Below are 22,022 nucleotides of genomic sequence, written 5' to 3' on the forward strand. Positions count from 1 at the left end.
AAATTTTTACCGAATCGTTATTTTTACCTAATCAAATCTACGGAATGAAACTTTTTAGTGCGGAACAAATATATGCTGCTGATAAATTCACAATAGCGAAGCAAAATATAACCAGTGATGAGTTGATGGAGAGATCCGCAGTTCAAATCTTTAATTGGATGCACCTACGAATGCAAGGTGCTCCGGTAAAAATTCATCTATTCTGTGGCATTGGTAATAATGGTGGCGATGGTATTGCCTTGGCAAGGCACCTTCAAGAACATGGATATAATATTGCAGTATATGTAGTGAACTATAGTACCAAGCGTTCCAAAGATTTTTTAATCAATTTAGACCGGCTAAAGGACAGAAAAATTTGGCCAAACTTTATGGATTCCGATGGGGAGTTCCCGGAGATCGGTGCGGACGATATTATTGTTGATGCAATTTTTGGTATTGGATTGAACAGGCCGCCGGCCAAGTGGGTAGGAAAACTTATAGACCACTTTCACGCCTCAAAAGCTTTTATACTATCGGTAGATATTCCTTCTGGCCTGTACATGAATCAAGTTCCAGAACAAAAAGATGCCGTTGTAAGGGCTAACTTTGTATTGAGTTTTCAAACACCAAAATTGGTATTTTTTCTTCCAGAAACCGGAATTTATATAGATCAATGGGAAGTCTTGGATATAGGGTTGGATATGGAGTTTCTAACTGCGGAAGAAACCGATTATGAGCTAATAGGTAAAAGTGAGGTGCTTCCAATGTATGTGCCAAGAACTAAGTTTTCTCATAAAGGAACCCATGGCCACGTGTTGTTGGTAGGCGGTAGTTATGGCAAAATTGGTGCCGTTACATTAGCGAGTGTCGCCGCGTTAAAAATAGGGAGTGGGCTGGTAACTTCTTACGTGCCTGCTTGTGGGTACACTATTTTGCAAACGGCACTGCCCGAGGCTATGGTGTTGACAGACGGGGAAACGGCCATCACTTCTATAGACTATACTATAAAACCTTCTGCAATAGGCATAGGAATGGGGATGGGAACAGAAACTCAAACTATCCAAGCCTTCGCCACCTTTTTGAAATCAAATAGCTTGCCCTTGGTCATCGATGCCGATGGTTTAAATATGCTCGCTTCCAATATGGAATTATGTTCCTTTTTGTCCAAACAAACCGTGTTAACTCCGCATGAGGGCGAATTGGAAAGATTGGTTGGTAAATGGGAAGATGATTTTGATAAACTCGCAAAGGTAAAGGCCTTGTCCAAAAAATTTGATTGCATCGTTGTTATAAAAGGAGCCCACACCATAACCGTATATCACGATAAGGGATTTGTAAATACCACAGGTAATCCGGGAATGGCGACTGCAGGTTGCGGTGATGTACTTTCGGGAATTATTACGGGATTGATCGCGCAGGGATATGAATCATTAAAGGCTGCTATTTTTGGGGTATTTCTGCATGGTAAATCTGCCGACTTACAAATTGAGTCTAAAGGTTATCAGGCGCTATTAGCTTCAGATGTGGTTGAAGGATTAGGAACTGCATACCTAGATCTTTTTAAATTGCCCGAAAAACCACCACAACAAGAAGCGGAAAGTCAAGAGTAAGGCCTTTATTCTATTTTGTAAAACGGTATAAAGTATAGGTAATTTGCGTGTTACGCTGCCTTAAGCCTAGTTTTTACCCATCTTAAAGCATTGTCATACTCGATAAAGAATTTCATTGGCTTTTTGTAGAACAATTTTTCGATCTTGAAATTATGCATATCTATTTCCTTAACGGAAACAATCGCAAAAGCCTTTAAATTATCCAGCTCTTTTAGGTAGTTGTATATTGTAGGGTCTACGGCATACGAATTTTTGCGCAAACTAATAAATCCAAATTTTTTGTCCCTAAAGTGTATTTCTGAAATTCCAATAATCTGATAAGCACGTTCAAGCGTTAACGTTGCACCTTCGTCGAAGATGGAAACCATATAATTCTCGTAAACCTGCACTTTTCCAATCTCTAATTGGTACTCCCTTACAATTATCTTTTTCTTCGGTGATCCAACGCTCATCTTTTATGTATTATAGTGTCTGGGGACGAAAGTAGCTGTATGCCGTTGGCAAAAATAAAAAATTAGATTAAAGACCTAAATATCGTTCGTACTGCGTATAGCTAGAAAACTTGGTATTTTAATTGGTACTTGCCCTACAAATTATCGTAATAAAAAAGAGCCTTATTAGGGCTCTTTTTGTTTAAAAATTTTTAAATGGCAAGTGTTATGTTTTGGACGATTCCTCCGCTTTCTTGATTTTAATGGTCAATTCTTCGGTCTCTTTGTCTAAATCCATAAAAATACTATCGCCTTCCTCTAATTTAGAGTTTACGATTTCTTCCGCAAGGGCATCCTCTATGTATTTTTGGATCGCTCTTTTAAGCGGCCTTGCACCGTATTGCTTGTCAAATCCTTTTTCGGCAATATAGTCTTTTGCTGCCTCGGTTAGATTTAAATTATAACCTATGTCTTTGATTCTGGTAAAGAGCTTGGCCAGTTCAATATCTATGATTTGATGTATGTGTTCCCTTTCCAGTGCGTTAAAAACGATCACATCGTCTATTCTGTTTAAAAATTCAGGTGCAAACGCTTTTTTGAGCGCATTTTCGATCACACTTTTCTGATGAGAGCTTTCTTGTTCCTTTTTTGCCGAGGTGCCAAATCCTACTCCCTGTCCAAAATCCTTTAATTGTCTCGCCCCAATATTGGAGGTCATTATAATTATGGTATTCCTAAAATCGATTTTTCTTCCTAGACTATCGGTAAGATATCCGTCGTCCAATACTTGTAACAACATATTAAACACATCCGGATGCGCTTTTTCGACCTCGTCCAGCAAGATTACGGAATATGGCTTTCTGCGCACTTTTTCTGTAAGTTGGCCACCTTCTTCATAGCCAACGTATCCCGGAGGGGCTCCTACCAGTCTGGAAATAGCGAATTTTTCCATGTATTCGCTCATATCAATACGTATAAGGGCATCTTCCGAGTCAAAAAGCTCTTTTGCCATTACTTTTGCCAATTGCGTTTTTCCAACCCCGGTCTGTCCTAAGAAAATAAAGGAACCAATAGGTTTGTTAGGGTCTTTGAGTCCGGCCCTGTTTCTTTGTATAGCTTTGGATACTTTCGCAACTGCTTCGTCCTGCCCGATCACATTGGATTTGATAAGGTTTGGAAGTTCGGCCAGTTTATTGCTCTCGGTTTGGGCTATTCTGTTCACCGGTATACCGCTCATCATAGAAACAACGTCTGCCACATTGTCCTCCGAAACCGTTTCCTTGTTCAGTTTACTGTCGTCCTCCCAGCGTTCCTGTGCAATGGCCAGCTCTTTTTCCAGACTTTTTTCATCGTCCCGTAACTTGGCGGCCTCTTCATATTTCTGTTTTTTGACCACGGAATTTTTAAGGGTTCTAACGTCTTCTAATTTCTTTTCGAGCTCCAATATTTGTTTTGGCACATCCATATTAACGATATGCACCCTAGAACCGGCCTCATCCAAGGCGTCTATAGCCTTGTCCGGCAGAAATCTGTCCGTCATATAACGGCTCGTTAGTTTTACGCAGGCCTCTATGGCCGCATCGGTATAGCTAACGTTATGGTGCTCTTCGTATTTTCCTTTTATGTTGTGGAGGATCTCTATAGTCTCTTCAACCGTTGTTGGTTCTACGATGACCTTTTGGAAACGCCTTTCGAGCGCTCCATCTTTCTCTATGTACTGTCTGTATTCGTCCAACGTGGTGGCACCGATGCATTGTATCTCCCCACGTGCCAATGCGGGTTTGAACATGTTGGATGCATCTAGGCTTCCTGTTGCGCCACCGGCACCTACAATGGTATGTATTTCATCAATAAATAGAATTACATCGTCATTTTTCTCCAGTTCGTTCATTACGGCTTTCATCCGCTCTTCGAACTGTCCCCTGTATTTTGTCCCTGCTACTAACGAAGCAAGGTCTAAGGTTACCACTCTTTTGTTATAAAGAATACGCGACACTTTTTTATTGATAATGCGTAGTGCAAGTCCTTCGGCTATGGCACTTTTGCCCACTCCGGGCTCTCCTATGAGCAGTGGATTGTTCTTTTTTCTTCTACTTAAAATTTGGGATACCCTTTCGATTTCTTTTTCCCTGCCCACGACGGGGTCTAGTTTGTTCTCTTCTGCCATTTGGGTAAGGTCACGGCCAAAATTGTCCAAAACCGGAGTTTTGGATTTTTTGTTGCCTTTTTGGCCCGGACTGTTTCCAAAGGTATTTTCTTTACCTTCTTGGGGTTCTCCCGAGTCGCTAGAAAAAGATTCCGCGCTAGGGGCGTCTACAATATCGTCGTCACTTGTAAGCATAAATTTAAACTGTTCTTTAACGCCATCATAATCTACTTGCAACTTGTGCAGTAACTTAGTGGTAGGGTCGTTCTCGTTCCTTAAAATACAAAGTAGCAGATGGGCCGTATTTATCGAGGAACTTTGAAAAAGCTTAGCTTCTAAAAAAGTAGTCTTGAGCGCTCGTTCTGCCTGTCTGGTAAGGTGTAGGTTTTTTTTATCCTTTTGAACTCCACTTGCATTGGGGTTGGATGGACTAAGTATCTCTACCTTTCTGCGTAAATGGTCCAGATCCACATCTAAGGCGTCCAAAATGCTAATGGCCTTTCCGTTACCATCACGAAGCAAGCCAAGCATAAGATGCTCCGTTCCAATAAAATCGTGGCCAAGTCGCAAGGCCTCCTCTTTGCTATAGGCAATTACATCCTTTACCCTAGGTGAAAAATTATCATCCATAAAATATATTATATGCTATAAAATTAATAAATCTCGGGCAATCATGAGCAAATACTGTTCCTATTATCGTTAAAGTTGTTCTAAATGCCGAAAAAGTAGGCGTTTTTAAGTTTGTTGCTTCTGGTTTTGGATACAATGTTATCCTTTTAAGGTGTTAATAAATTATTGAATAAATAGTTTTGCACCTTCTTTGAAAGGCTTGATTTTACGTATATTGCGGTGTTTTTTTACTAATTAAATACAACAAGAATTTCAAATGGCGGACGGTGAAAAATTGATTCCTATTAATATTGAAGATGAAATGAAATCTGCCTACATTGATTATTCAATGTCGGTCATAGTGTCACGAGCCCTTCCAGATGTCAGGGACGGGTTAAAACCTGTGCACAGGCGCGTGCTTTTCGGAATGCACGATTTGGGTGTTAGAAGCAATAGTGCGCATAAGAAATCTGCTCGTATCGTAGGTGAGGTTTTGGGTAAATACCATCCACACGGGGATACCTCGGTATACGACGCTATGGTGCGTATGGCACAGGATTGGAGTTTGCGATATATGTTGATAGATGGCCAAGGTAACTTTGGGTCTATTGATGGCGATAGTCCTGCGGCCATGCGTTACACGGAGGCACGTATGCGAAAGATTGCCGATGACATGCTGTCGGATATAGATAAGGATACTGTTGACCATCAATTAAACTTTGACGATTCTTTGAAGGAACCAACGGTTTTACCTGCAAGGATACCTAACCTTTTGGTGAACGGTGCCTCTGGTATTGCGGTAGGGATGGCTACAAATATGCCTCCTCACAATCTTTCGGAAGTGGTTGATGGCACGGTGGCCTATATCGATAACAACGATATTGAAATAGATGAGCTGATCACACATATAAAAGCACCTGATTTTCCAACAGGAGGTATCATATATGGATACGATGGCGTAAAAGAAGCATTTCATACAGGCCGGGGTAGGGTAATGATGCGTGCCAAAGCTGTCTTTGAGGAAGTGCAGGGAAGAGAATGTATCGTGGTAAATGAAATTCCTTATCAAGTGAACAAGGCCGACATGATCAAAAAAACGGCCGATCTTGTAAATGAGAAAAAAATAGAGGGCATTTCAAGCATTAGGGACGAATCCGATAGAAACGGTATGCGTATCGTTTACATCCTTAAAAGGGATGCCATACCTAATATCGTTTTAAATACTTTGTACAAGTATACTGCGCTGCAAACTTCCTTTAGTGTTAACAATATTGCCTTGGTAAACGGTAGACCACAATTACTGAACGTCAAGGAAATGATTCATTACTTTGTGGAGCACCGTCACGAAGTGGTTGTAAGGCGCACAAAATTTGAGCTTAAAAAAGCGGAAGACCGTGCACACATTTTGGAGGGCTTGATAATCGCCTCCGATAATATTGATGAGGTTATCGCAATAATTAGGGCTTCTTCAAATGCAGATGAAGCGCGGGAAAACTTAATGGAGCGGTTTAAGCTTACCGAGATCCAGGCCAAGGCCATCGTAGAAATGCGCTTGCGCCAACTTACCGGTCTGGAGCAGGATAAACTAAGAACGGAGTATGATGAAATTATTGCTACCATAGCAGATTTAAAAGATATTCTTGAGAATAAGGACCGAAGAATGCAAATCATTAAGGATGAGCTTTTGGAGGTGAAGGAAAAGTATGGTGATGAACGGCGATCCGAAATTAATTTTGCCGGGGGGGACCTGAGCATGGAAGATATGATTCCTAACGAGCAAGTGGTGATCACGATTTCCAGAGCCGGATATATAAAACGTACTCCCTTAACCGAATACAAGACCCAAAATAGGGGAGGAGTCGGCCAAAAGGCATCTTCTACGCGAAATGAGGATTTCTTAGAACACTTGTTTGTGGGCACTAACCACCAATATATGTTGTTCTTCACCCAAAAAGGAAAATGTTTTTGGATGCGGGTATTTGAAATACCGGAAGGAAGTAAAACCTCCAAAGGTAGGGCCATTCAGAACCTCATCAACATTGAGCAGGACGATATGGTGAAAGCCTTTATCTGTACGCAGGATCTAAAGGATGAGGAATATGTAAATAGTCATTATGTGATTATGGCAACGAAAAAGGGGACGGTTAAAAAGACCTCTTTGGAGCAATATTCCAGGCCCAGACAAAATGGCATCAACGCGATTACTATAAAGGATGATGATGAATTGCTGGAAGCAAAGTTAACGACCGGTACAAGTCAGATTTTCCTTGGTCTAAAATCGGGTAAAGCCATCCGTTTCGAGGAAAGTAAGACCAGGCCAATGGGAAGGAATGCTTCAGGTGTTAGAGGTATAACCTTGGCCCACGACAAAGATGAAGTAATTGGAATGGTATCCGTACATAATTTTGAAGATGAAATTTTGGTGGTATCCGAAAATGGCTATGGCAAACGCTCCAGTATTGAAGATTATCGTATTACCAATAGAGGCGGAAAGGGCGTAAAAACGATTAGCGTAACCGAAAAAACCGGAAATTTGGTAGCGATTAAAAACGTGACGGATTCCGATGACCTTATGATCATAAACAAATCAGGTATTGCCATTCGGATGAGTGTTGAAGATCTTAGGGTAATGGGAAGAGCAACCCAGGGCGTTAAGCTTATTAATATAAAAGGTAATGATTCCATTGCCGCGGTTGCAAAGGTTATGAAGGATGATGAAGATTTTGACGAGGCCTCAATTAATGATATGGAGGTTAAGCCAGATGAGGATGGCACGGCAATTGATAATACAGATACAGATGGTACAGAATCATAAATTTTAAACACTAATAATTAATACAATAAAAATGAAACGTAAGATTTTAATAGTAGCGGCCTTCTCTTTTGCAGTTGCGGGAGTGGCTCAGAAAAACGAGATAAAAGCAGCGGAAAAGGCTTTAAAGGGAGGAGATATAGCCACTGCTAAAACTGCTTTGGAGGCTGCGGAAGGAACAATTTCCGGAGCAGATGTAAAGTTACAGGCGCAATATTACTTTACAAAAGGTAAAATTTACAATGACTTGGCTAAAAAGGGCGATGACAGTGCTTTTCAGCAGGCGGTAGATTCTTTTAAGAAAGTATTGGAGATCGAAGCTGCATCCGGTAAACGGAAGTACACCGGTGAGACGAATCAGCAAATCGCTGGCATTACTGCCGATTTGGTAAACGGTGCTGTTGCAGATAATAATGAGAAGAAGTTTAAGGAAGGGGCGGATAAGCTTTACATGAGCTATAAATTAAGTCCCCAAGACACTGTTTATCTTTATTATGCGGCAAGTAGTGCCGTTAATGGAGGTTTGTACGATGATGCACTAAAGTACTATTTAGAATTACAAGATGTTGGTTACGACGGTAGTTCAGTAGTTTATAAGGCCAAGAATACTGCAACCGGGGAGATGGAGGAAATGCAGAAAACGCAACGAGACCTTATGGTCAAGTCAGGTACCTACACCGATCCAGTAGATGATAAAGTACCTTCCAAAAGGGGAGAAATCGTTAAGAATATTGCTTTGATTTATTCTCAATTAGGACAGGATGATAAGGCATTAGGTGCATATCAAGCCGCTAGGGCAAGTGACCCTGAAGATGTTAACCTTATCTTGAACGAAGCTAACCTTTACTTTAAGCAGGGCGATAAGGAGAAGTTTAAGTCCCTTATGGCAGAAGCTATAGCCATTGCCCCTGATAATGCAGATCTTTATTATAATGTTGGTGTGATAAGTAGCGAGCAGGGTGAGATCGAGGAAGCAAGAACGAACTATAAAAAAGCGATCGAAATCAACCCAGGGTATACAAATGCCTACTTGAATCTTTCTACGACCTATGTTAACGAAGGGAACAGCTTTATAGACGAGATGAATTCCTTAGGGAATTCTCGAGCGGATATCGCTAAGTATGAAGAATTAAAAACAAAGAAAGACGGTTTGTTTCAAATGGGGGCCCAGACTTTGGAAGATGCCTTAAAAACCAATCCTGATAACCAAGGTATTTTAACCCAGTTAAAAAATATCTACGGTGCAATGGGAGATAATGAAAACTTTATGCGCGTTAAGAAATTGCTTGGAGAGTAAGTTCCGTAACACTTAAATTTTTTAATAAAAGGCTTCCATTGGGAGCCTTTTTTTATATCACTTTTTTAATTACCCTAAGTTTGTGGGTATAGTTTCTTTGGTCATTATTGAAAATACCGGTATGATCTAATCTATCTATGCGAACAACACCGTTTACGTGGATTATATAGTTGTTGTCCATGATGATGCCTACATGATCTATAATGCCATTGGAATTATCAAAAAAGGCCAAGTCGCCAGCTTCACTCTCTTCAACAAAGCTTAAGGGAATTCCTTGGTTGGCCTGTTCTTGTGCACTTCGCAACAGATGATATCCGTTTATCTTATAGACCATTTGGGTAAATCCGGATGCATCAATTCCAAAAGGGGTTTTTCCGCCCCAAAGTTCTGGAGCGTTTAAATACAGTAGTGCTATTTTAATCAAATTATCTTTTACTTGCCGGCTTGATATCAGATTGCCTTCAAATTTTACTTGTGATAATTTCTCATTGATGCAAGAACCTATTAGCACTGGCACAAGCATGGAGCTTTGCCTCTCTACGTAAGAGATGAGCTCCGAAGCATAATTTTTGGGAGCATGTTGTATTTGGTCATACTCGTCCCTCGTAATAAAATCCAGTTGCGTATTAAGGACCCATCCCTCCCGTTTGTCAAAAGCCACTCTGATTTTGGACCAACGTTTTCTGGATTCTAAAACCTTAAAATGCTCCCCAAATAGTAATTGGGTCACCATCTCGCTGGCCTCCTCCGGTAGGGCTCTAACTGGGACTATGCTTATGGGACAAATACCGTACTGCATCAATTTTTTCCGGTAATTATATTCGTTCTATCACTATGGCAGAAGCGCCGCCGCCACCGTTGCATATTGCCGCTGCGCCCAGTTTTGCATTTTTTTGCGCTAGTACATTTAACAGCGTAACTATAATTCTAGCTCCGGAGCAACCTAAAGGATGTCCTAAAGAAACGGCACCACCATGTACATTTACATTTTTATCGTTTAATCCAAGAAGTTTGATATTGGCAAGGCCCACCACCGAAAAGGCTTCGTTAAATTCTAGAAAATCCACTTCCTCTAAAGTTTTTCCGGCTTTCGTCAATGCTTTTGGCAGCGCTTTTGCAGGTGCTGTAGTAAACCACTCCGGTTCTTGGGCGGCATCTGCATACCCCATTATTTTGGCCAAAGGTTTTATATTCAATTCCTTGGCTTTTTCCGCACTCATAAGTATAAGTGCTGCTGCACCATCGTTTATTGTTGATGCGTTTGCCGCTGTAACCGTACCCTCTTTGGTAAAGGCCGGTCTTAATTTCGGTATTTTTTCAAGTACTACGTTCTTGTATTCTTCGTCTTCCGAAACCAAAATGGGTTCTCCACGTCTTTGTGGCACTGAAACAGGAACTATTTCATTTTTGAAACTGTCATTTTTCCATGCCGCCGCGGCCCTTTGGTAAGACTGTATTGCAAAGTTGTCCTGATCTTCCCTGGAGAATTCGTACTTTTCTGCACAGGCATCGGCACAAACACCCATGGCTTGTTCATTGTACACATCTACCAGCCCGTCTTTTTGCATTCCATCTACTAGGGCGGCAGGTCCGAACTTAGTGCCTGTTCGCATTTGAACATAGTGCGGGATCAAGCTCATATTTTCCATACCACCTGCAACTACTATAGAAGCGTCCCCAAGTGCAATAGTCTGTGCTGCTTGCATTACAGTTTTCATTCCGGAAGCGCAAACCTTGTTTATGGTTGTGCAGGGAACCGTGTCCGGAATACCGGCAAATATAGCTGCTTGCCTAGCCGGCGCCTGTCCCGTTCCCGCCTGTACCACATTGCCCATAAGTACTTCTTCTACCAATTTAGGGTCTAAGTCAATTTTTTTTAACGCACCACTGATCGCTGCAGCACCTAGTCGCGTGGCCGGTACGGTGGACAAAGACCCCATAAAACTGCCAATTGGTGTGCGTACCGCAGAAACTATTACAACTTCTTTCATTTTTGAACCGGTTTATGATTTGCAAAATTAGTAAATTCTAAGGCAACCCTATGGTAATACCTTTGATTCCTGATTATAAGGTTGTAATTTTCTATTTTTGACTAACTAAAAATGAAATACCTGCCTCTTGGACAATCTTTATAAAAAACAGTCTCACATCTATAAGCTTTTTCTCTATATAGTTTTAGTAGGCTTAATTGTTTTTTTCTTTCCGAAAGGAGGTAAGTTTAAATATGAATTTCAAAAGGGAAAACCATGGCAGTTCGAAAATTTATATGCGCCCTTTGATTTTTCTATCCAAAAAACCGACGACGAGCTCGCCAAGGAAAAAAAAGATATTATCGACAACCGGACTCGTTATTATAGGTATGACGAGCAAATTGTAACAGAAGTGTATAGCTCATTGGATATAAAGCTCGATGCACAATGGCAAAATAGTGGATTAAATGATAGTCAAAAAAACAAACTAAAAAGTACGGCAAGGGCTATTCTACAGTTAATTTATACAAATGGTATTCTAGACCCATTGGAAGATACACCACAGGGAAATTCTATTTTTTTAGTTGTAAATAACGAAGCCAGAAAAGTATCGGGTTCTGATTTTTATAGAATTAGTGAAGTCGAAAATTCAATAGAAACCGTCCTTTCGCAGCAAGGGCTGTCCGGGTTTGCCGATGAATTTAAGGCCTTGTTTTTTGACTTGGTAACCCCTAATGTTACCCTGGACAAAGAGCTGACCAGAAAAACCTTGGAGGATGCCCTATCTAAAATTTCCTATACGAGAGGCACCGTAGATGAAGGAAAGCTAATTATTGCAAAGGGCGAGGTGGTAGAAACCGATGATCTAAAGGTGTTGGAATCCTTAAAATCGGAATATGAATCCGATCTGTGGACCGATTCCAATTCGTATTACATCCTTGTTGGGTATACGGTTTTAGTTGCATTAGTGCTGTTAATGCTATTCCTGTTCCTAAAAAAGTACCGAAAAGAGGTATATGATAACAATACCAAAGTAACATTTATCTTTTTCAATATCCTTTTATTGGTAGTTGTGACCACTTTGGTCATCAACTATAATGAGGCCTTGGTTTTTGTAGTGCCCCTTTGCATTCTTCCATTGATACTGAAAACGTTTTTTGATGCCCGGTTAGGACTATTTGTTCATGTATTAACGGTACTGATCTTGGGCTTTGTCGTACCCAATAGTTTTGAATACATTTTTCTACAGATTATAACGGGTATCGTAACGATTTTAACCGTTTCCGAGTTGTATAAAAGAGCCAATCTATTTGTATCCGTTGGTCAGATTACCTTAATCTATATCGTAGCATATCTGGCCTTTCATACGATTCATGAAGGAAATTTAAGTAACATTGAGTGGTTTACTCTTGGTTTGTTCTTGTTAAATGGTATGATTACATTGTTCGTACAGCCATTGATCTACATTTATGAAAAGATATTCGGTTTAGTTTCCGATGTGTCCCTGCTCGAATTGTCGGATACAAACTCTAAGTTACTTAAGGAGCTGTCCAATAAGGCCCCTGGGACATTTAATCACTCCTTACAAGTGGCTAATTTGGCAGAGGCCGCTGCTAACGGAATTGGTGCTAATGCCATGTTGGTTAGAGTAGGAGCGCTTTATCATGACATAGGAAAAATGGACAACCCAACCTATTTTACAGAAAATCAGATTACCAACGTAAACCCTCACGATGAAATAGCTCCAAAAGAAAGTGCTAGGATAATTTTAGATCATGTAATCAAGGGTATTGAGATAGCTAGAAAAAATAATATTCCAGATAGGGTCGTAGATTTCATACGATCCCACCATGGAACGTCATTGGTTTATTATTTTTATAAACAACAATTAGAACTAGATGATGAGACAAACGAAGAGGATTTTAGGTACTCCGGCCCTTTGCCATTTTCCAAGGAAACCGCAATTCTAATGATGGCCGATGCCGTTGAAGCCGCTTCAAAGAGTTTAAAGAACCCTACTTTTTTAATGATAGACGAGTTTGTAGAAAAAATTATTGCAGGTCAAATGAAATCCGACCAATACATAAATGCGGACATCACCTTTAGAGAAATCGAAACCATTAAAAAAATCTTTAAAGGTAAACTTACCAATATTTACCATTTAAGGGTGGAATATCCGGAATAGATTGTTTGGTTTTGGATATATTGATTTTCCCACCGTAATTCTGAAAGTTTATTTGAATTTGTTATCGCACATTTTAGAAGATCTCTGTACCGTGTTGATTATCAATTCTATTTGTTAGTAGTTAGAAAGGTTATTTTGATCTATGAAGATTTTAATTAAAAAATCTTCAAAATAGTTGCTTTATTATACTGTAAAAATGTACATTTGCAACCGCTTTAGGGCGATGTTCATAATAAAAAAGGAGAGGTGCCTGAGTGGCCGAAAGGAACGGTTTGCTAAATCGTCGTACCCCAAAAGGGTACCCAGGGTTCGAATCCCTGTCTCTCCGCAATTATCTGTGAGAGGCAGATTGTTCTAAGATAACCATTCGGGGTGTAGCGTAGCCCGGTTATCGCGCCGCGTTTGGGACGCGGAGGTCGCAGGTTCGAATCCTGCCACCCCGACAAAAAGGGTGTCAAACGACACCAAAATTGTACTAATCTAATGAAAACCAAGGATTTATATTTTCCTTGGTTTCATTTGAATAGTTTTAATACCATATTGAGCGAGACCTATTCGGTTACCTATTACTTTAGTTTCCGATTAACTATCTTGCAAATTCGCAATCTACTTTTCAAGGCGATTTGACTTTCGTTTAACTGATTTAATAATCTTTAAAAACGAAAGTGATGAAAACAACACACACTTTTAGTATCCATTTTTGGCTTAAGAGAAAGGCTGAGAGAAAAGATGGAACATGTCCGATTTATGTCCGTATTACCGTAAATGGTCAACGTGCCGAGCTCAGTATCCAGGAATATGTTCGTCCAGATTATTGGTGCCCTGATGCAGGACGTGTTAACCCCAGGATTTCCGGTGCCCAAAGAATTAATGACAATCTTTCAAAAGTTCATTCTGAACTTATAGAATGTAAGAAGGGTCTGAGACAAGAAGGAGTATTTATCACTGCTCAATCAATTAAAGCTAGATACCTTGGAAATGATAAGTCTCTATCGACGCTTGTTGAACTTATAAATTACCACAAAGAGCGTGAATTAAAAAAACTTGAAAAAGGAACGGCCAAGAACTATTCAGCAACTGAAAAATATCTTCTCCGTTTTATTAAAATGAAGTATAAAACGTTGGACATCAACTTAGGCCAAATAAATTATGCTTTTGTCTTGAGTTTTGAAAATTATCTACGCACCTGCAAACCTTTAATGAAATCGCAACCGCTAGGTAACAACGGAATCATGAAGCATATGGAACGTTTTAAGAAAATGACGACCATTGCGTGTAAACTTGATTGTATCAAACAAAATCCCTTCGCATTTTTTAGTGCAAAATTTACCTCTTTCGATAGGCAATACCTCACTATTGAAGAACTGAAAAAAGTGGAGGAACTTGAACTTAATGACATAGGTTTACACCGTGTAAGGGATTGTTTCGTTTTTGCTTGTTACACGGGACTCTCCTATGTAGATGTCAAAACCTTAAGACCTGAACAGATTGTAATTGGAATTGACGGTGGGGAATGGATATTCACAAAACGGGCGAAAAGCAAAACGGCGGTAAAAATTCCGTTGTTGACTACAGCAAAGGAGATTTTGTCAAACTATTCCGAAACAAAGTATGGGGGTGAAAAGGATTTACTATTACCCGTTTACTCAAATCAGAAGTGCAACGCCTATTTGAAGAAAATTATAACGAAATGCGAAATAGATAAAAAAATATCCTTCCATGCAGCTAGACATACTTTCGCCACAACAGTAACTTTGGCCAATGGGGTACCCTTAGAAACAGTATCAAAATTATTGGGTCACCGAAGACTTTCCACAACGCAAATTTACGCTAGGGTAATGGAAAAGAAAATAAGTGAGGATATTGGGGAACTAAGATCAAAATTGAAATCTGTGAAGGACAAGTGCAATATATCAACAACACAAACTGCTTAAGTTATCACTGTTTAGGAACACTTAGAAAATTATCAATCGGTTAAACAAAACAGAATATTTGACAGAAATATCTTATTTTTAATTTGTTATCGGTTTCTTATTTACCAGAACAGAAAGCTATTTAGCACTAACCGATTTCTGTTTGCTGGTATCGTATGTCGAATTCTTGTCTATAAAGCATACTGCCAATTTTCAGAAAAAGAAGGTATGGAATAGTCCTGGTAGGAACACGGAGGATTGGATTTTATTTCTATTAATGAAGTTGTTGGTATGGGAAGGATATTAATTATAACAACGGGAGGTACTATTGAAGGTCAGGACTACAACTCTATGGAAAATAGTTCCGTTGGACCAACGGTTTCTATTGAGGTTTTTTTGCAGTCCGCAAATATTACATACGACTATACCATTGAAAATGCTTTTCAGAAAGATAGTCGGTTCATAACTGATGAAGATCGGTTGCATCTAGCAGAAAAAATATCTAGTTCTAATTTTGACCATATTTTGATTACTCATGGAACTTTTACCATGGCCGAGACCGCTAAATTCCTTGGAAAACTTGGTATCGAGAAGACAATTGTTTTAGTGGGTGCCTTCATCCTAGGTACCGAACAAAATACCGATGCTCCTTTCAATTTAGGGTATGCGTTAGGTTCTATGAAACACTTAAGAGAAGGAGTTTACGTAGCCATGCATGGCCGTATATTTTTGTGGGAAAATGTAAGGAAGAATTTAGATAGAAACCAATTTGAAGAGGAATTCTAATATGCGGAATTATGTTTGGCACATCGATACATTGGACTACTTTCTTCTATCTTTTGATAGACACCTTTATATTGATTTTTGCCATCCTTCAAAACACGAGATTAAGACATAATAATTTAAGGCGATACCTCGGATTGGCTATTCTTTTCGTTCTTTATAATTTTACCGGCGGATTTCTTCCATTCGACAGTTTCCCCGGACCATTTATTTTGCAATATATCATTACCTATTTAGTGGCCTTGACCATGGGTATTTATCTTTTCTATTACATTTACAAAGAGTATGACATTACTTTTTTAAATGTACATCTGACCATATCTAATATTTCCATCTATGCTATTCTATGTTTTTTGGGACTTTATTTATTACCCTATTTTTTAACGGGCTCTATTGATATTGCAAGGGTGGCATTTGCATTTCCAGTTTCGTTGATTTCCTTTTATTTTTTATGGGCCTTCAGGAAGAAAATCTCAAGGTCTAAAAATCAAAATGAATTTGTAGTACGAAGGAATCGAATGGCTCTTATCAGTGTAGGATGTATAGTGCTGCTACCTATTTTAACTGTTATAGGTGACTATCAATGGCTAACCTTTACCGTCATAAATATTTCATTTTTTGCAATTACGGCAATCGAAATTGATAGGTATCTGTTTTTTTTAGAGCATAAGAATAAACTCATTGAGGTATTTGGGTACTATAAAAATATAAAGGATAACTTATTGGAACCTAAATTGTTCAATAAAGGCCTTACTCGCAGGGAAATTGAGATTGCCATGTTGATATTGGATAATAACAATTATAAGGAAATCGCAGCTGAATTTTATATTGCTGAAAGTACAGTTTCTAAACATGCCTCGAACATTTACAAGAAAATGGATGTTAAAGGTCGGGCCGAGTTTTTAAATCGATTCAGATTATCCCAGTCCTAAGGCGTATTTGTATATCCGTATATAAAATACGGATTACCCCGTACGTAAATACGTTAGGAATTATTGCAAGATCATACTGCTCTGTTTATCTTGAAAAGATCAAATATTTGACGGGTCAATTCTTAAAAAATTACCCGTTATGTGATAATTGCTATGTATAGAAAGTCAATCCCCTTGTACCTATACAACCTAACCTATTGTTGACCTCTATACAATTGTAAAATTGTAAACGGGTTGCTATGGATTTTAAACCCTTTTTAGAAGGCCTTCAAAGCGATTTGAAAAAGGCGCGGACAGATATTCCTAATATCGTTAAACGTGTTAACTATTCAATTCGACAATGCCATTACGTGCTTTCAATTTTTAAAAAAGCCGTACTTGCAAATGAATTTGAATCCATAGAAAAGGAAATTGAATTCTTCAAAAACGTTAAAACAATACCGGCAACACTTCTTATCTACAATTCGCAGATTCGTTCTTTTGAATCGGAATTCCCAAAAGCCAATATTGAAACCCAGCGCAAGTTCATTAAAAAACGTTTGAATCGTATAAATCGATTCTATCGGAACCATCACGATTTTATTGAATATATCGAATCCGGTCGTACGCATTTTGATGAGCAATATTTTACAAGAAAATACCTAAATGTTTTCCCACTAGGTTCACCGCACTTTTATTTTCATGATCCTGATTTCAGTACGCCAAAAGATATTTTGCTATCGGAGTATAAAGCCTTCGATTCTTTTGTAGGGTATCTCCAGAATAGAATGATCGATAGATCAAAAGTGTATGTAGATAAACCTGGGGAGCTAACTTCGAAAATAAATCTACAGTGGACGGCTTCCAAGTCAGCTTTAATAGAATTGGTGTATGCCCTACATTATAATCGCGTTGTCAATAATGGCAATGCGGGTATCAAGGATATTGCATTGGCTTTTCAGCAAATTTTGCATTTTGATCTTGGGGATTTTTATAAAACGTTCAACGAGATTAAGTCACGAAAGATCAGTAGAACAAAATTCCTTGATGATTTGGCCTCTGGGTTGCAGTCCCATATGGAAAGTACTGAAGAATAAAACTTTCAAATCCCCAATAATTATTGATTTCAATCACCGTACTCCTGTCTATCTCCGGTGATGTGAAATTAAGCGCTTTAATACTCTATATTTCGTTGTGGTTGCGTAACTAATTTCTCAATTAGGGCAAAATACGCTAGTTATTAGCCACAAAGACTCAAATGTTAATTTTTCACCCGACTCCGGTCGTACTGGTGAATAAAACCTGTTAAACCTGTTCATATTTGTTCTCGAAAAGTCAAATTGCTGCAATCCCACCGCTTCTAAAACTGATAACCTAGCGGTGGGATTTTAAAAAAAGAATATATGCCAACAAGTATTATCACCACAGACGATTTAAGGGAATTTAAAATGGAGCTGCTTGAAGAATTTGAGCTATTGCTATCAAAGCATGTAAAGACCGAAACCCATAAAACATGGCTAAGAGCCGCAGATGTAAAGAACAGATTACAAATAAGCCATACTACCTTGCAAAAGCTTCGGCACAAAAATATTCTCACCGCCCATAAATTAGAAGGCATCCTATTTTACGATGCTGCTGAAATAGACAGATTATTGACTGAGAATAGTTTGTCATAAAACGTTCTGGACCATGAATTATATAACACATCTGAATGCTGCGTTTCATGAGTTTTATGGCGATGACCGACTTAAAACGGGACATATAAGCCTTTATCTAACCTTATTCTTTTATTGGAATTTACACCACTTTCAAGATGGCTTTTTTGCCAATAGAAGGGAAATCATGAAAATGGCCAAAATAGGTTCAAAATCTACCTATCATCGATTGATCAAAGATTTATCGAATTGGGAGTATATCCAATATGTACCCACCCAAAATCCAAGGCTTAATACCGTAGTTCAAGTGTCCCATTTATGTACTAGTAATGGTACAGAAACAGGACAAGCCGGTACACTTATGAGACGGTACTGTCCTAAAAATGTACCACTTACCTTATATACAAAACATTTAAAACAATTAAAACACTCTGCCAGAAAGCCAAAAAATGAAATGGAGGTTATTGTTTTTTTTAAATCGAAAAAATGGCCACCAGAAGAAGCATTAAAATTTTATAATCACTACACAAGCATTGGATGGAAAATTGGCGGAAAAACACAAATTGAAGATTGGCATGCCACCGCGGCAAATTGGATGATCAAGGCCAAAGAGATTTTGGAAAAACCTAAGCTGAAAATTGTATCTAAAAACACAGATTTTTTAATCACCAATGAACAAAAGAACTATGGCCAACCCCTCTAAAATTATTGAAGGCAGTGTTGTCTATTCCTTAGGGGAATTCGACGGTAAAAAGGTGGAGTATGATTTTGCCAAAGTGGCCATGTATCTAGAGGCCAAAGGGCAACTGATTTTTGGCAAGCATTTTAAAATTTATGAGGAGGATAAGGGGGTGCTTCTAAAACTATGTAATTACATCGTTAGAGATTATGAAAACTGCGCAAAGTATGGCATAGACCCTCATAAAGGAATTTTATTGACCGGCCCCGTAGGATGTGGAAAGACCAGTTTGATGCGATTGATTCGATATATCGTTCCACATAGACGGCCTTATGAGCTAATTCCGTCCCGAAATGTCGCCTTTGGTTTTAATCATATTGGTTTTAAGATTATTGAAGATTATGGCAACGGTCATTTTTATTGCTTTGATGATTTGGGGGTAGAGCCCTTAGGCAGGCACTTTGGAAAAGATTGCAACGTAATGGGTGAGATTATTCTTTCCAGATATGATTTGTTTTTAAAATCTAAAATACCCACCCATGCCACTACGAATTTAAATGCGGAAGAATTGGAAGAGCGTTACGGAAAAAGGGTTCGAAGCCGAATGCGCCAGATGTTCAACCTCATTGCATTTGACAAGAATACTAAGGATAAAAGAAACTAAATTTAAAACACATGAAAATAGCGACCTTCAACATTCAAAATTTATTCCATAGACATCGAGAATTGATAAAGAGCAGTACCTCCAAAAACGTAAGCGATTGGATTTCCGAATTGGATACGCTGTTACGTAAGCCATCTAAGAATATTTTGGATAGCGAGCGAATCAATACATTATCCTTTCTTTTGGGATTTGATAAGGTTTCCGATAATCCCTATGCTATTTTAAAAAGCCGATTCGGAGAGTTATTTTTTAAGGGAAAGGTGCTTGAAAATGCCACCAAGGCCTCTTTTCTGACCGATTGGCAGGGGTGGACGAAACTGGGTAACAGGCCCATTCATGAAAGGGCCATTTACAGTAAAGCGTATATGATTGCGGAAACAAATCCTGATATTCTTATTTTACAAGAGGTAGAAGACCGCGCCTCTGTAATAGAGTTTAATACCGAGTTTTTACCCTTGTTGCAAATCACCCCGTTTACGGAAGTTATGGTTTTGGAAACGAATGATTCCAGAGGAATGGGAATGGGCATAATGCTCAAAAACGGTTATCACCTGCATGGAATTAAAAACCATGTCCATGATCTGGATGATGAAGGTTTTACCTTATTTGATGTGGATTGTCAGGAATATTCGATTTTAACCCCAGAAGGAGATACTATTTGGATAGTAAATAATCAATTTTCCTCCCAAGCTGAACAACGTAAAAAACAAGCGCAGAAGCTTGGTGAAATTTATAAGCAGATGCGAGATGTTGGAAAAGAAATGATTGTCATCTGTGGAACCTTAAATGATGTCTCTTACAGTGATTGTCTTTCGCCTTTGCTACGTGAAACTGATTTAACAGAAGTGTCTAAGAGCAGTCTATTTCAAGCCGATCAGGATAACGGGAAGGATGGTAGTTATTTTAGGCTCGGTGCCTACCGAATGGGAGTAAATATTAAACAACAGGATTACCTTTTGCTTTCGCCTACACTTTTTAATAAGTTGCATAACGCAGGTATGAATCGAAAAGGAACTTGGCCGGAACGAAAACCAAATTGGAGGTTGTATCCCTCTATAGCGGTTAAGCATCATGCAGCTAGCGAGCACCCCCTTATTTGGGCTCATATTAATTAAAAAACATTGTAGAGTTTTGATTAATAGGTTATTTCAAGTTCAGGGTATGATATTTCATCAATAATATCTGGTCTGTCACCCTCGCCATTTCTTTTGTATAAGTCTTTGCTAATAGGATGTGCATTGATAGAGGTATCAGCTAAATCATCGTCAATGACATTGAAAACATCATTTTGGGTTAGGGAATTGTCCAGCCAAACATCGATATCATCATCGGTCAATATCACCGGCCTTCTATTTTTTCGGTTATGAATCTTGGCAAATAGGGGAGTAGCCTCTTTGGTCAGAATGGTGAAGGTTACCATTTTATCCGGGGTAATAGCATAAATTCCGGCTAGGTTAAAAGGTAGGTCGTCCTTTCTGCTGAAATAGAACGGGATTTTGAAGTCTTTTCCATTTTTCTTTGCTGTGTGTGGCTCATAAAAACCATCAACGGGAATGATACAACGCCTGGTCAATGCACTTGGTTTGTATTGACTTGAATCAAAAAGCTTTTCAGACCTTGCATTAAGTCCTGAACCATATCTTATGGTTTCTTGATAGTATGTCTTTACATCGGAGCCTTTTTTGTACTGCGGAATCAGGCCCCACATGACGGGAATCATATTTTTTGGTTTTTCCTGAGGTATGATCCACATATTAGGATGGGAAAATCCATTGGCGTAATTATAGGTGAGTTCCGCATCTGGTTTCATTTGGCCGTACAACCGCTCTACATTGTAGAACAGTTCCAACTCCTTGGCCTTTTTGACTACTCTGGTACCGTAACACATGATCTTTGATTTACTTGATTCTAAATTAATGGAAAAAACGTTAAAATTAATTATTGATATTTTTTGTTGCTTATATTTGGATATAATCCATATAAATGGAATATATCCAATTAAATGAAAGATGTAGTGTTTCGTAATTATGACCGTTTTGCACTAAATCATTTGCTGAAGGAAATAGGGGAGCATAGGTTGCGAACGGAATGTGAGAACAAGCATTTGAGTTTTCCAAAACGTTTGGCGCTATTTTATATAGAAGCTAGGGATAGTAATACAGTTTTAGCATATAAATACCCCAATAAAGGTGTTTGGGGCATTATGGTAGTGGATCATTATGATTTACCGGATTCCGGATGGGTAAGGGTTCATGTAGGATGAAAGATTAATTAGTAGAAAGATTGTGGCTATTGAGTTTTAATATTGACTTCGTGTATAACAATAATTCATTTTGTTTACAGTGTGTTTAAAATCAATAATTGGTAAATAAAAGACA

18 protein-coding genes and 2 tRNA genes are annotated in these 22,022 nt (G+C 38.8%); 15 read left to right on the plus strand and 5 right to left on the minus strand.

Going from position 1 to position 22,022, the window contains the following annotated elements:
- The first annotated feature begins 44 nt into the window (after positions 1-44).
- A complete protein-coding gene (locus tag ACFQZJ_RS06745; RefSeq protein ID WP_379933290.1) occupies positions 45-1,589 on the plus strand; it encodes an NAD(P)H-hydrate dehydratase in 1,545 nt (514 codons plus the stop codon).
- A 50-nt stretch (positions 1,590-1,639) separates the two neighbouring features.
- Here ACFQZJ_RS06745 and ACFQZJ_RS06750 read toward each other — a convergent pair whose 3' ends face one another.
- Together ACFQZJ_RS06750 and ACFQZJ_RS06755 are read right to left on the minus strand one after the other, a co-directional pair.
- A complete protein-coding gene (locus ACFQZJ_RS06750; RefSeq protein ID WP_379933292.1) occupies positions 1,640-2,041 on the minus strand; it encodes an STAS/SEC14 domain-containing protein in 402 nt (133 codons plus the stop codon).
- A gap of 205 nt (positions 2,042-2,246) precedes the next feature.
- Positions 2,247-4,796 carry an ATP-dependent Clp protease ATP-binding subunit gene (locus ACFQZJ_RS06755; RefSeq protein ID WP_379933294.1) on the minus strand — a complete coding sequence of 850 codons (2,550 nt, stop codon included), beginning with the start codon at positions 4,794-4,796 and terminating at the stop codon, positions 2,247-2,249.
- A gap of 256 nt (positions 4,797-5,052) precedes the next feature.
- Here ACFQZJ_RS06755 and gyrA point away from each other — a divergent pair, with 256 nt between their 5' ends.
- Positions 5,053-7,590 (plus strand): DNA gyrase subunit A, encoded by a 2,538-nt coding sequence (gene gyrA / locus ACFQZJ_RS06760; protein WP_379933296.1) that lies wholly within the window; start codon positions 5,053-5,055, stop codon positions 7,588-7,590.
- A gap of 31 nt (positions 7,591-7,621) precedes the next feature.
- Complete coding sequence (locus ACFQZJ_RS06765; RefSeq protein WP_379933297.1) at positions 7,622-8,884, plus strand: tetratricopeptide repeat protein; 1,263 nt, start codon at positions 7,622-7,624, stop codon at positions 8,882-8,884.
- A gap of 52 nt (positions 8,885-8,936) precedes the next feature.
- On the opposite strand, the gene ACFQZJ_RS06770 is transcribed toward ACFQZJ_RS06765, so the two are convergent.
- Positions 8,937-9,683 carry a C40 family peptidase gene (locus ACFQZJ_RS06770; protein WP_379933299.1) on the minus strand — a complete coding sequence of 249 codons (747 nt, stop codon included), beginning with the start codon at positions 9,681-9,683 and terminating at the stop codon, positions 8,937-8,939.
- Between the two features lie 16 nt (positions 9,684-9,699).
- Positions 9,700-10,875 carry an acetyl-CoA C-acyltransferase gene (locus ACFQZJ_RS06775; RefSeq protein ID WP_379933301.1) on the minus strand — a complete coding sequence of 392 codons (1,176 nt, stop codon included), beginning with the start codon at positions 10,873-10,875 and terminating at the stop codon, positions 9,700-9,702.
- Between the two features lie 127 nt (positions 10,876-11,002).
- On the opposite strand from ACFQZJ_RS06775, the gene ACFQZJ_RS06780 reads away from it, so the two are divergent.
- The 11 genes from ACFQZJ_RS06780 to ACFQZJ_RS06830 all read left to right on the plus strand — a co-directional run bounded on the left by ACFQZJ_RS06780 (position 11,003) and on the right by ACFQZJ_RS06830 (position 20,759).
- The gene (locus ACFQZJ_RS06780; RefSeq protein WP_379933302.1) at positions 11,003-13,039 is read left to right on the plus strand and encodes an HD family phosphohydrolase; all 2,037 of its coding nucleotides are present in this window, start codon (positions 11,003-11,005) and stop codon (positions 13,037-13,039) included.
- A gap of 240 nt (positions 13,040-13,279) precedes the next feature.
- Positions 13,280-13,367 (plus strand) — tRNA-Ser (locus tag ACFQZJ_RS06785).
- Positions 13,368-13,407: 40 nt separating this feature from the next.
- Positions 13,408-13,482 (plus strand) — tRNA-Pro (locus tag ACFQZJ_RS06790).
- A gap of 225 nt (positions 13,483-13,707) precedes the next feature.
- The gene (locus ACFQZJ_RS06795) at positions 13,708-14,973 is read left to right on the plus strand and encodes a site-specific integrase (RefSeq protein WP_379933303.1); all 1,266 of its coding nucleotides are present in this window, start codon (positions 13,708-13,710) and stop codon (positions 14,971-14,973) included.
- Positions 14,974-15,243: 270 nt separating this feature from the next.
- Positions 15,244-15,738, plus strand: a complete 495-nt coding sequence (locus ACFQZJ_RS06800) for an asparaginase domain-containing protein (RefSeq protein WP_379933305.1) — start codon at positions 15,244-15,246, stop codon at positions 15,736-15,738.
- A gap of 11 nt (positions 15,739-15,749) precedes the next feature.
- Positions 15,750-16,667: a response regulator transcription factor gene (locus tag ACFQZJ_RS06805; protein ID WP_379933306.1), complete on the plus strand. Its 918-nt coding sequence runs from the start codon at positions 15,750-15,752 to the stop codon at positions 16,665-16,667.
- Between the two features lie 239 nt (positions 16,668-16,906).
- On the plus strand, positions 16,907-17,743 hold the full coding sequence (locus tag ACFQZJ_RS06810) for an RteC domain-containing protein (RefSeq protein ID WP_379933307.1): 837 nt from the start codon (positions 16,907-16,909) through the stop codon (positions 17,741-17,743).
- 306 nt (positions 17,744-18,049) lie between these two features.
- A complete protein-coding gene (locus ACFQZJ_RS06815) occupies positions 18,050-18,322 on the plus strand; it encodes a DNA-binding protein (RefSeq protein ID WP_379933308.1) in 273 nt (90 codons plus the stop codon).
- A gap of 13 nt (positions 18,323-18,335) precedes the next feature.
- Positions 18,336-19,004 carry a hypothetical protein gene (locus ACFQZJ_RS06820; RefSeq protein WP_379933310.1) on the plus strand — a complete coding sequence of 223 codons (669 nt, stop codon included), beginning with the start codon at positions 18,336-18,338 and terminating at the stop codon, positions 19,002-19,004.
- Positions 18,988-19,644, plus strand: a complete 657-nt coding sequence (locus tag ACFQZJ_RS06825; RefSeq protein ID WP_379933554.1) for an ATPase — start codon at positions 18,988-18,990, stop codon at positions 19,642-19,644. Before ACFQZJ_RS06820 ends, ACFQZJ_RS06825 begins: the two co-directional genes overlap by 17 nt.
- 11 nt (positions 19,645-19,655) lie before the next feature.
- The gene (locus tag ACFQZJ_RS06830) at positions 19,656-20,759 is read left to right on the plus strand and encodes a hypothetical protein (protein ID WP_379933311.1); all 1,104 of its coding nucleotides are present in this window, start codon (positions 19,656-19,658) and stop codon (positions 20,757-20,759) included.
- Between the two features lie 20 nt (positions 20,760-20,779).
- Here the strand turns inward: ACFQZJ_RS06830 and ACFQZJ_RS06835 are convergent, their stop codons facing one another.
- On the minus strand, positions 20,780-21,532 hold the full coding sequence (locus tag ACFQZJ_RS06835; RefSeq protein ID WP_379933312.1) for an SOS response-associated peptidase: 753 nt from the start codon (positions 21,530-21,532) through the stop codon (positions 20,780-20,782).
- A gap of 114 nt (positions 21,533-21,646) precedes the next feature.
- On the opposite strand from ACFQZJ_RS06835, the gene ACFQZJ_RS06840 reads away from it, so the two are divergent.
- Positions 21,647-21,907, plus strand: coding sequence for a hypothetical protein (locus tag ACFQZJ_RS06840; RefSeq protein ID WP_379933313.1), 261 nt, complete (start codon positions 21,647-21,649; stop codon positions 21,905-21,907).
- Positions 21,908-22,022: the final 115 nt, after the last annotated feature.

Origin of the sequence: Maribacter chungangensis, assembly GCF_042676845.1 — a bacterium.
GTDB lineage: Bacteria > Bacteroidota > Bacteroidia > Flavobacteriales > Flavobacteriaceae > Maribacter > Maribacter chungangensis.

Bases quoted from the DNA above. Each gene is read 5' to 3' on its own strand.
- ACFQZJ_RS06745 (WP_379933290.1), top strand. From the start codon at position 45: ATGAAACTTTTTAGTGCGGAACAAATATATGCTGCTGATAAATTCACA.
- ACFQZJ_RS06750 (WP_379933292.1), bottom strand. From the start codon at position 2,041: ATGAGCGTTGGATCACCGAAGAAAAAGATAATTGTAAGGGAGTACCAA.
- ACFQZJ_RS06755 (WP_379933294.1), bottom strand. From the start codon at position 4,796: ATGGATGATAATTTTTCACCTAGGGTAAAGGATGTAATTGCCTATAGC.
- gyrA (WP_379933296.1), top strand. From the start codon at position 5,053: ATGGCGGACGGTGAAAAATTGATTCCTATTAATATTGAAGATGAAATG.
- ACFQZJ_RS06765 (WP_379933297.1), top strand. From the start codon at position 7,622: ATGAAACGTAAGATTTTAATAGTAGCGGCCTTCTCTTTTGCAGTTGCG.
- ACFQZJ_RS06770 (WP_379933299.1), bottom strand. From the start codon at position 9,683: ATGCAGTACGGTATTTGTCCCATAAGCATAGTCCCAGTTAGAGCCCTA.
- ACFQZJ_RS06775 (WP_379933301.1), bottom strand. From the start codon at position 10,875: ATGAAAGAAGTTGTAATAGTTTCTGCGGTACGCACACCAATTGGCAGT.
- ACFQZJ_RS06795 (WP_379933303.1), top strand. From the start codon at position 13,708: ATGAAAACAACACACACTTTTAGTATCCATTTTTGGCTTAAGAGAAAG.
- ACFQZJ_RS06800 (WP_379933305.1), top strand. From the start codon at position 15,244: ATGGGAAGGATATTAATTATAACAACGGGAGGTACTATTGAAGGTCAG.
- ACFQZJ_RS06805 (WP_379933306.1), top strand. From the start codon at position 15,750: ATGTTTGGCACATCGATACATTGGACTACTTTCTTCTATCTTTTGATA.
- ACFQZJ_RS06810 (WP_379933307.1), top strand. From the start codon at position 16,907: ATGGATTTTAAACCCTTTTTAGAAGGCCTTCAAAGCGATTTGAAAAAG.
- ACFQZJ_RS06815 (WP_379933308.1), top strand. From the start codon at position 18,050: ATGCCAACAAGTATTATCACCACAGACGATTTAAGGGAATTTAAAATG.
- ACFQZJ_RS06820 (WP_379933310.1), top strand. From the start codon at position 18,336: ATGAATTATATAACACATCTGAATGCTGCGTTTCATGAGTTTTATGGC.
- ACFQZJ_RS06825 (WP_379933554.1), top strand. From the start codon at position 18,988: ATGGCCAACCCCTCTAAAATTATTGAAGGCAGTGTTGTCTATTCCTTA.
- ACFQZJ_RS06830 (WP_379933311.1), top strand. From the start codon at position 19,656: ATGAAAATAGCGACCTTCAACATTCAAAATTTATTCCATAGACATCGA.
- ACFQZJ_RS06835 (WP_379933312.1), bottom strand. From the start codon at position 21,532: ATGTGTTACGGTACCAGAGTAGTCAAAAAGGCCAAGGAGTTGGAACTG.
- ACFQZJ_RS06840 (WP_379933313.1), top strand. From the start codon at position 21,647: ATGAAAGATGTAGTGTTTCGTAATTATGACCGTTTTGCACTAAATCAT.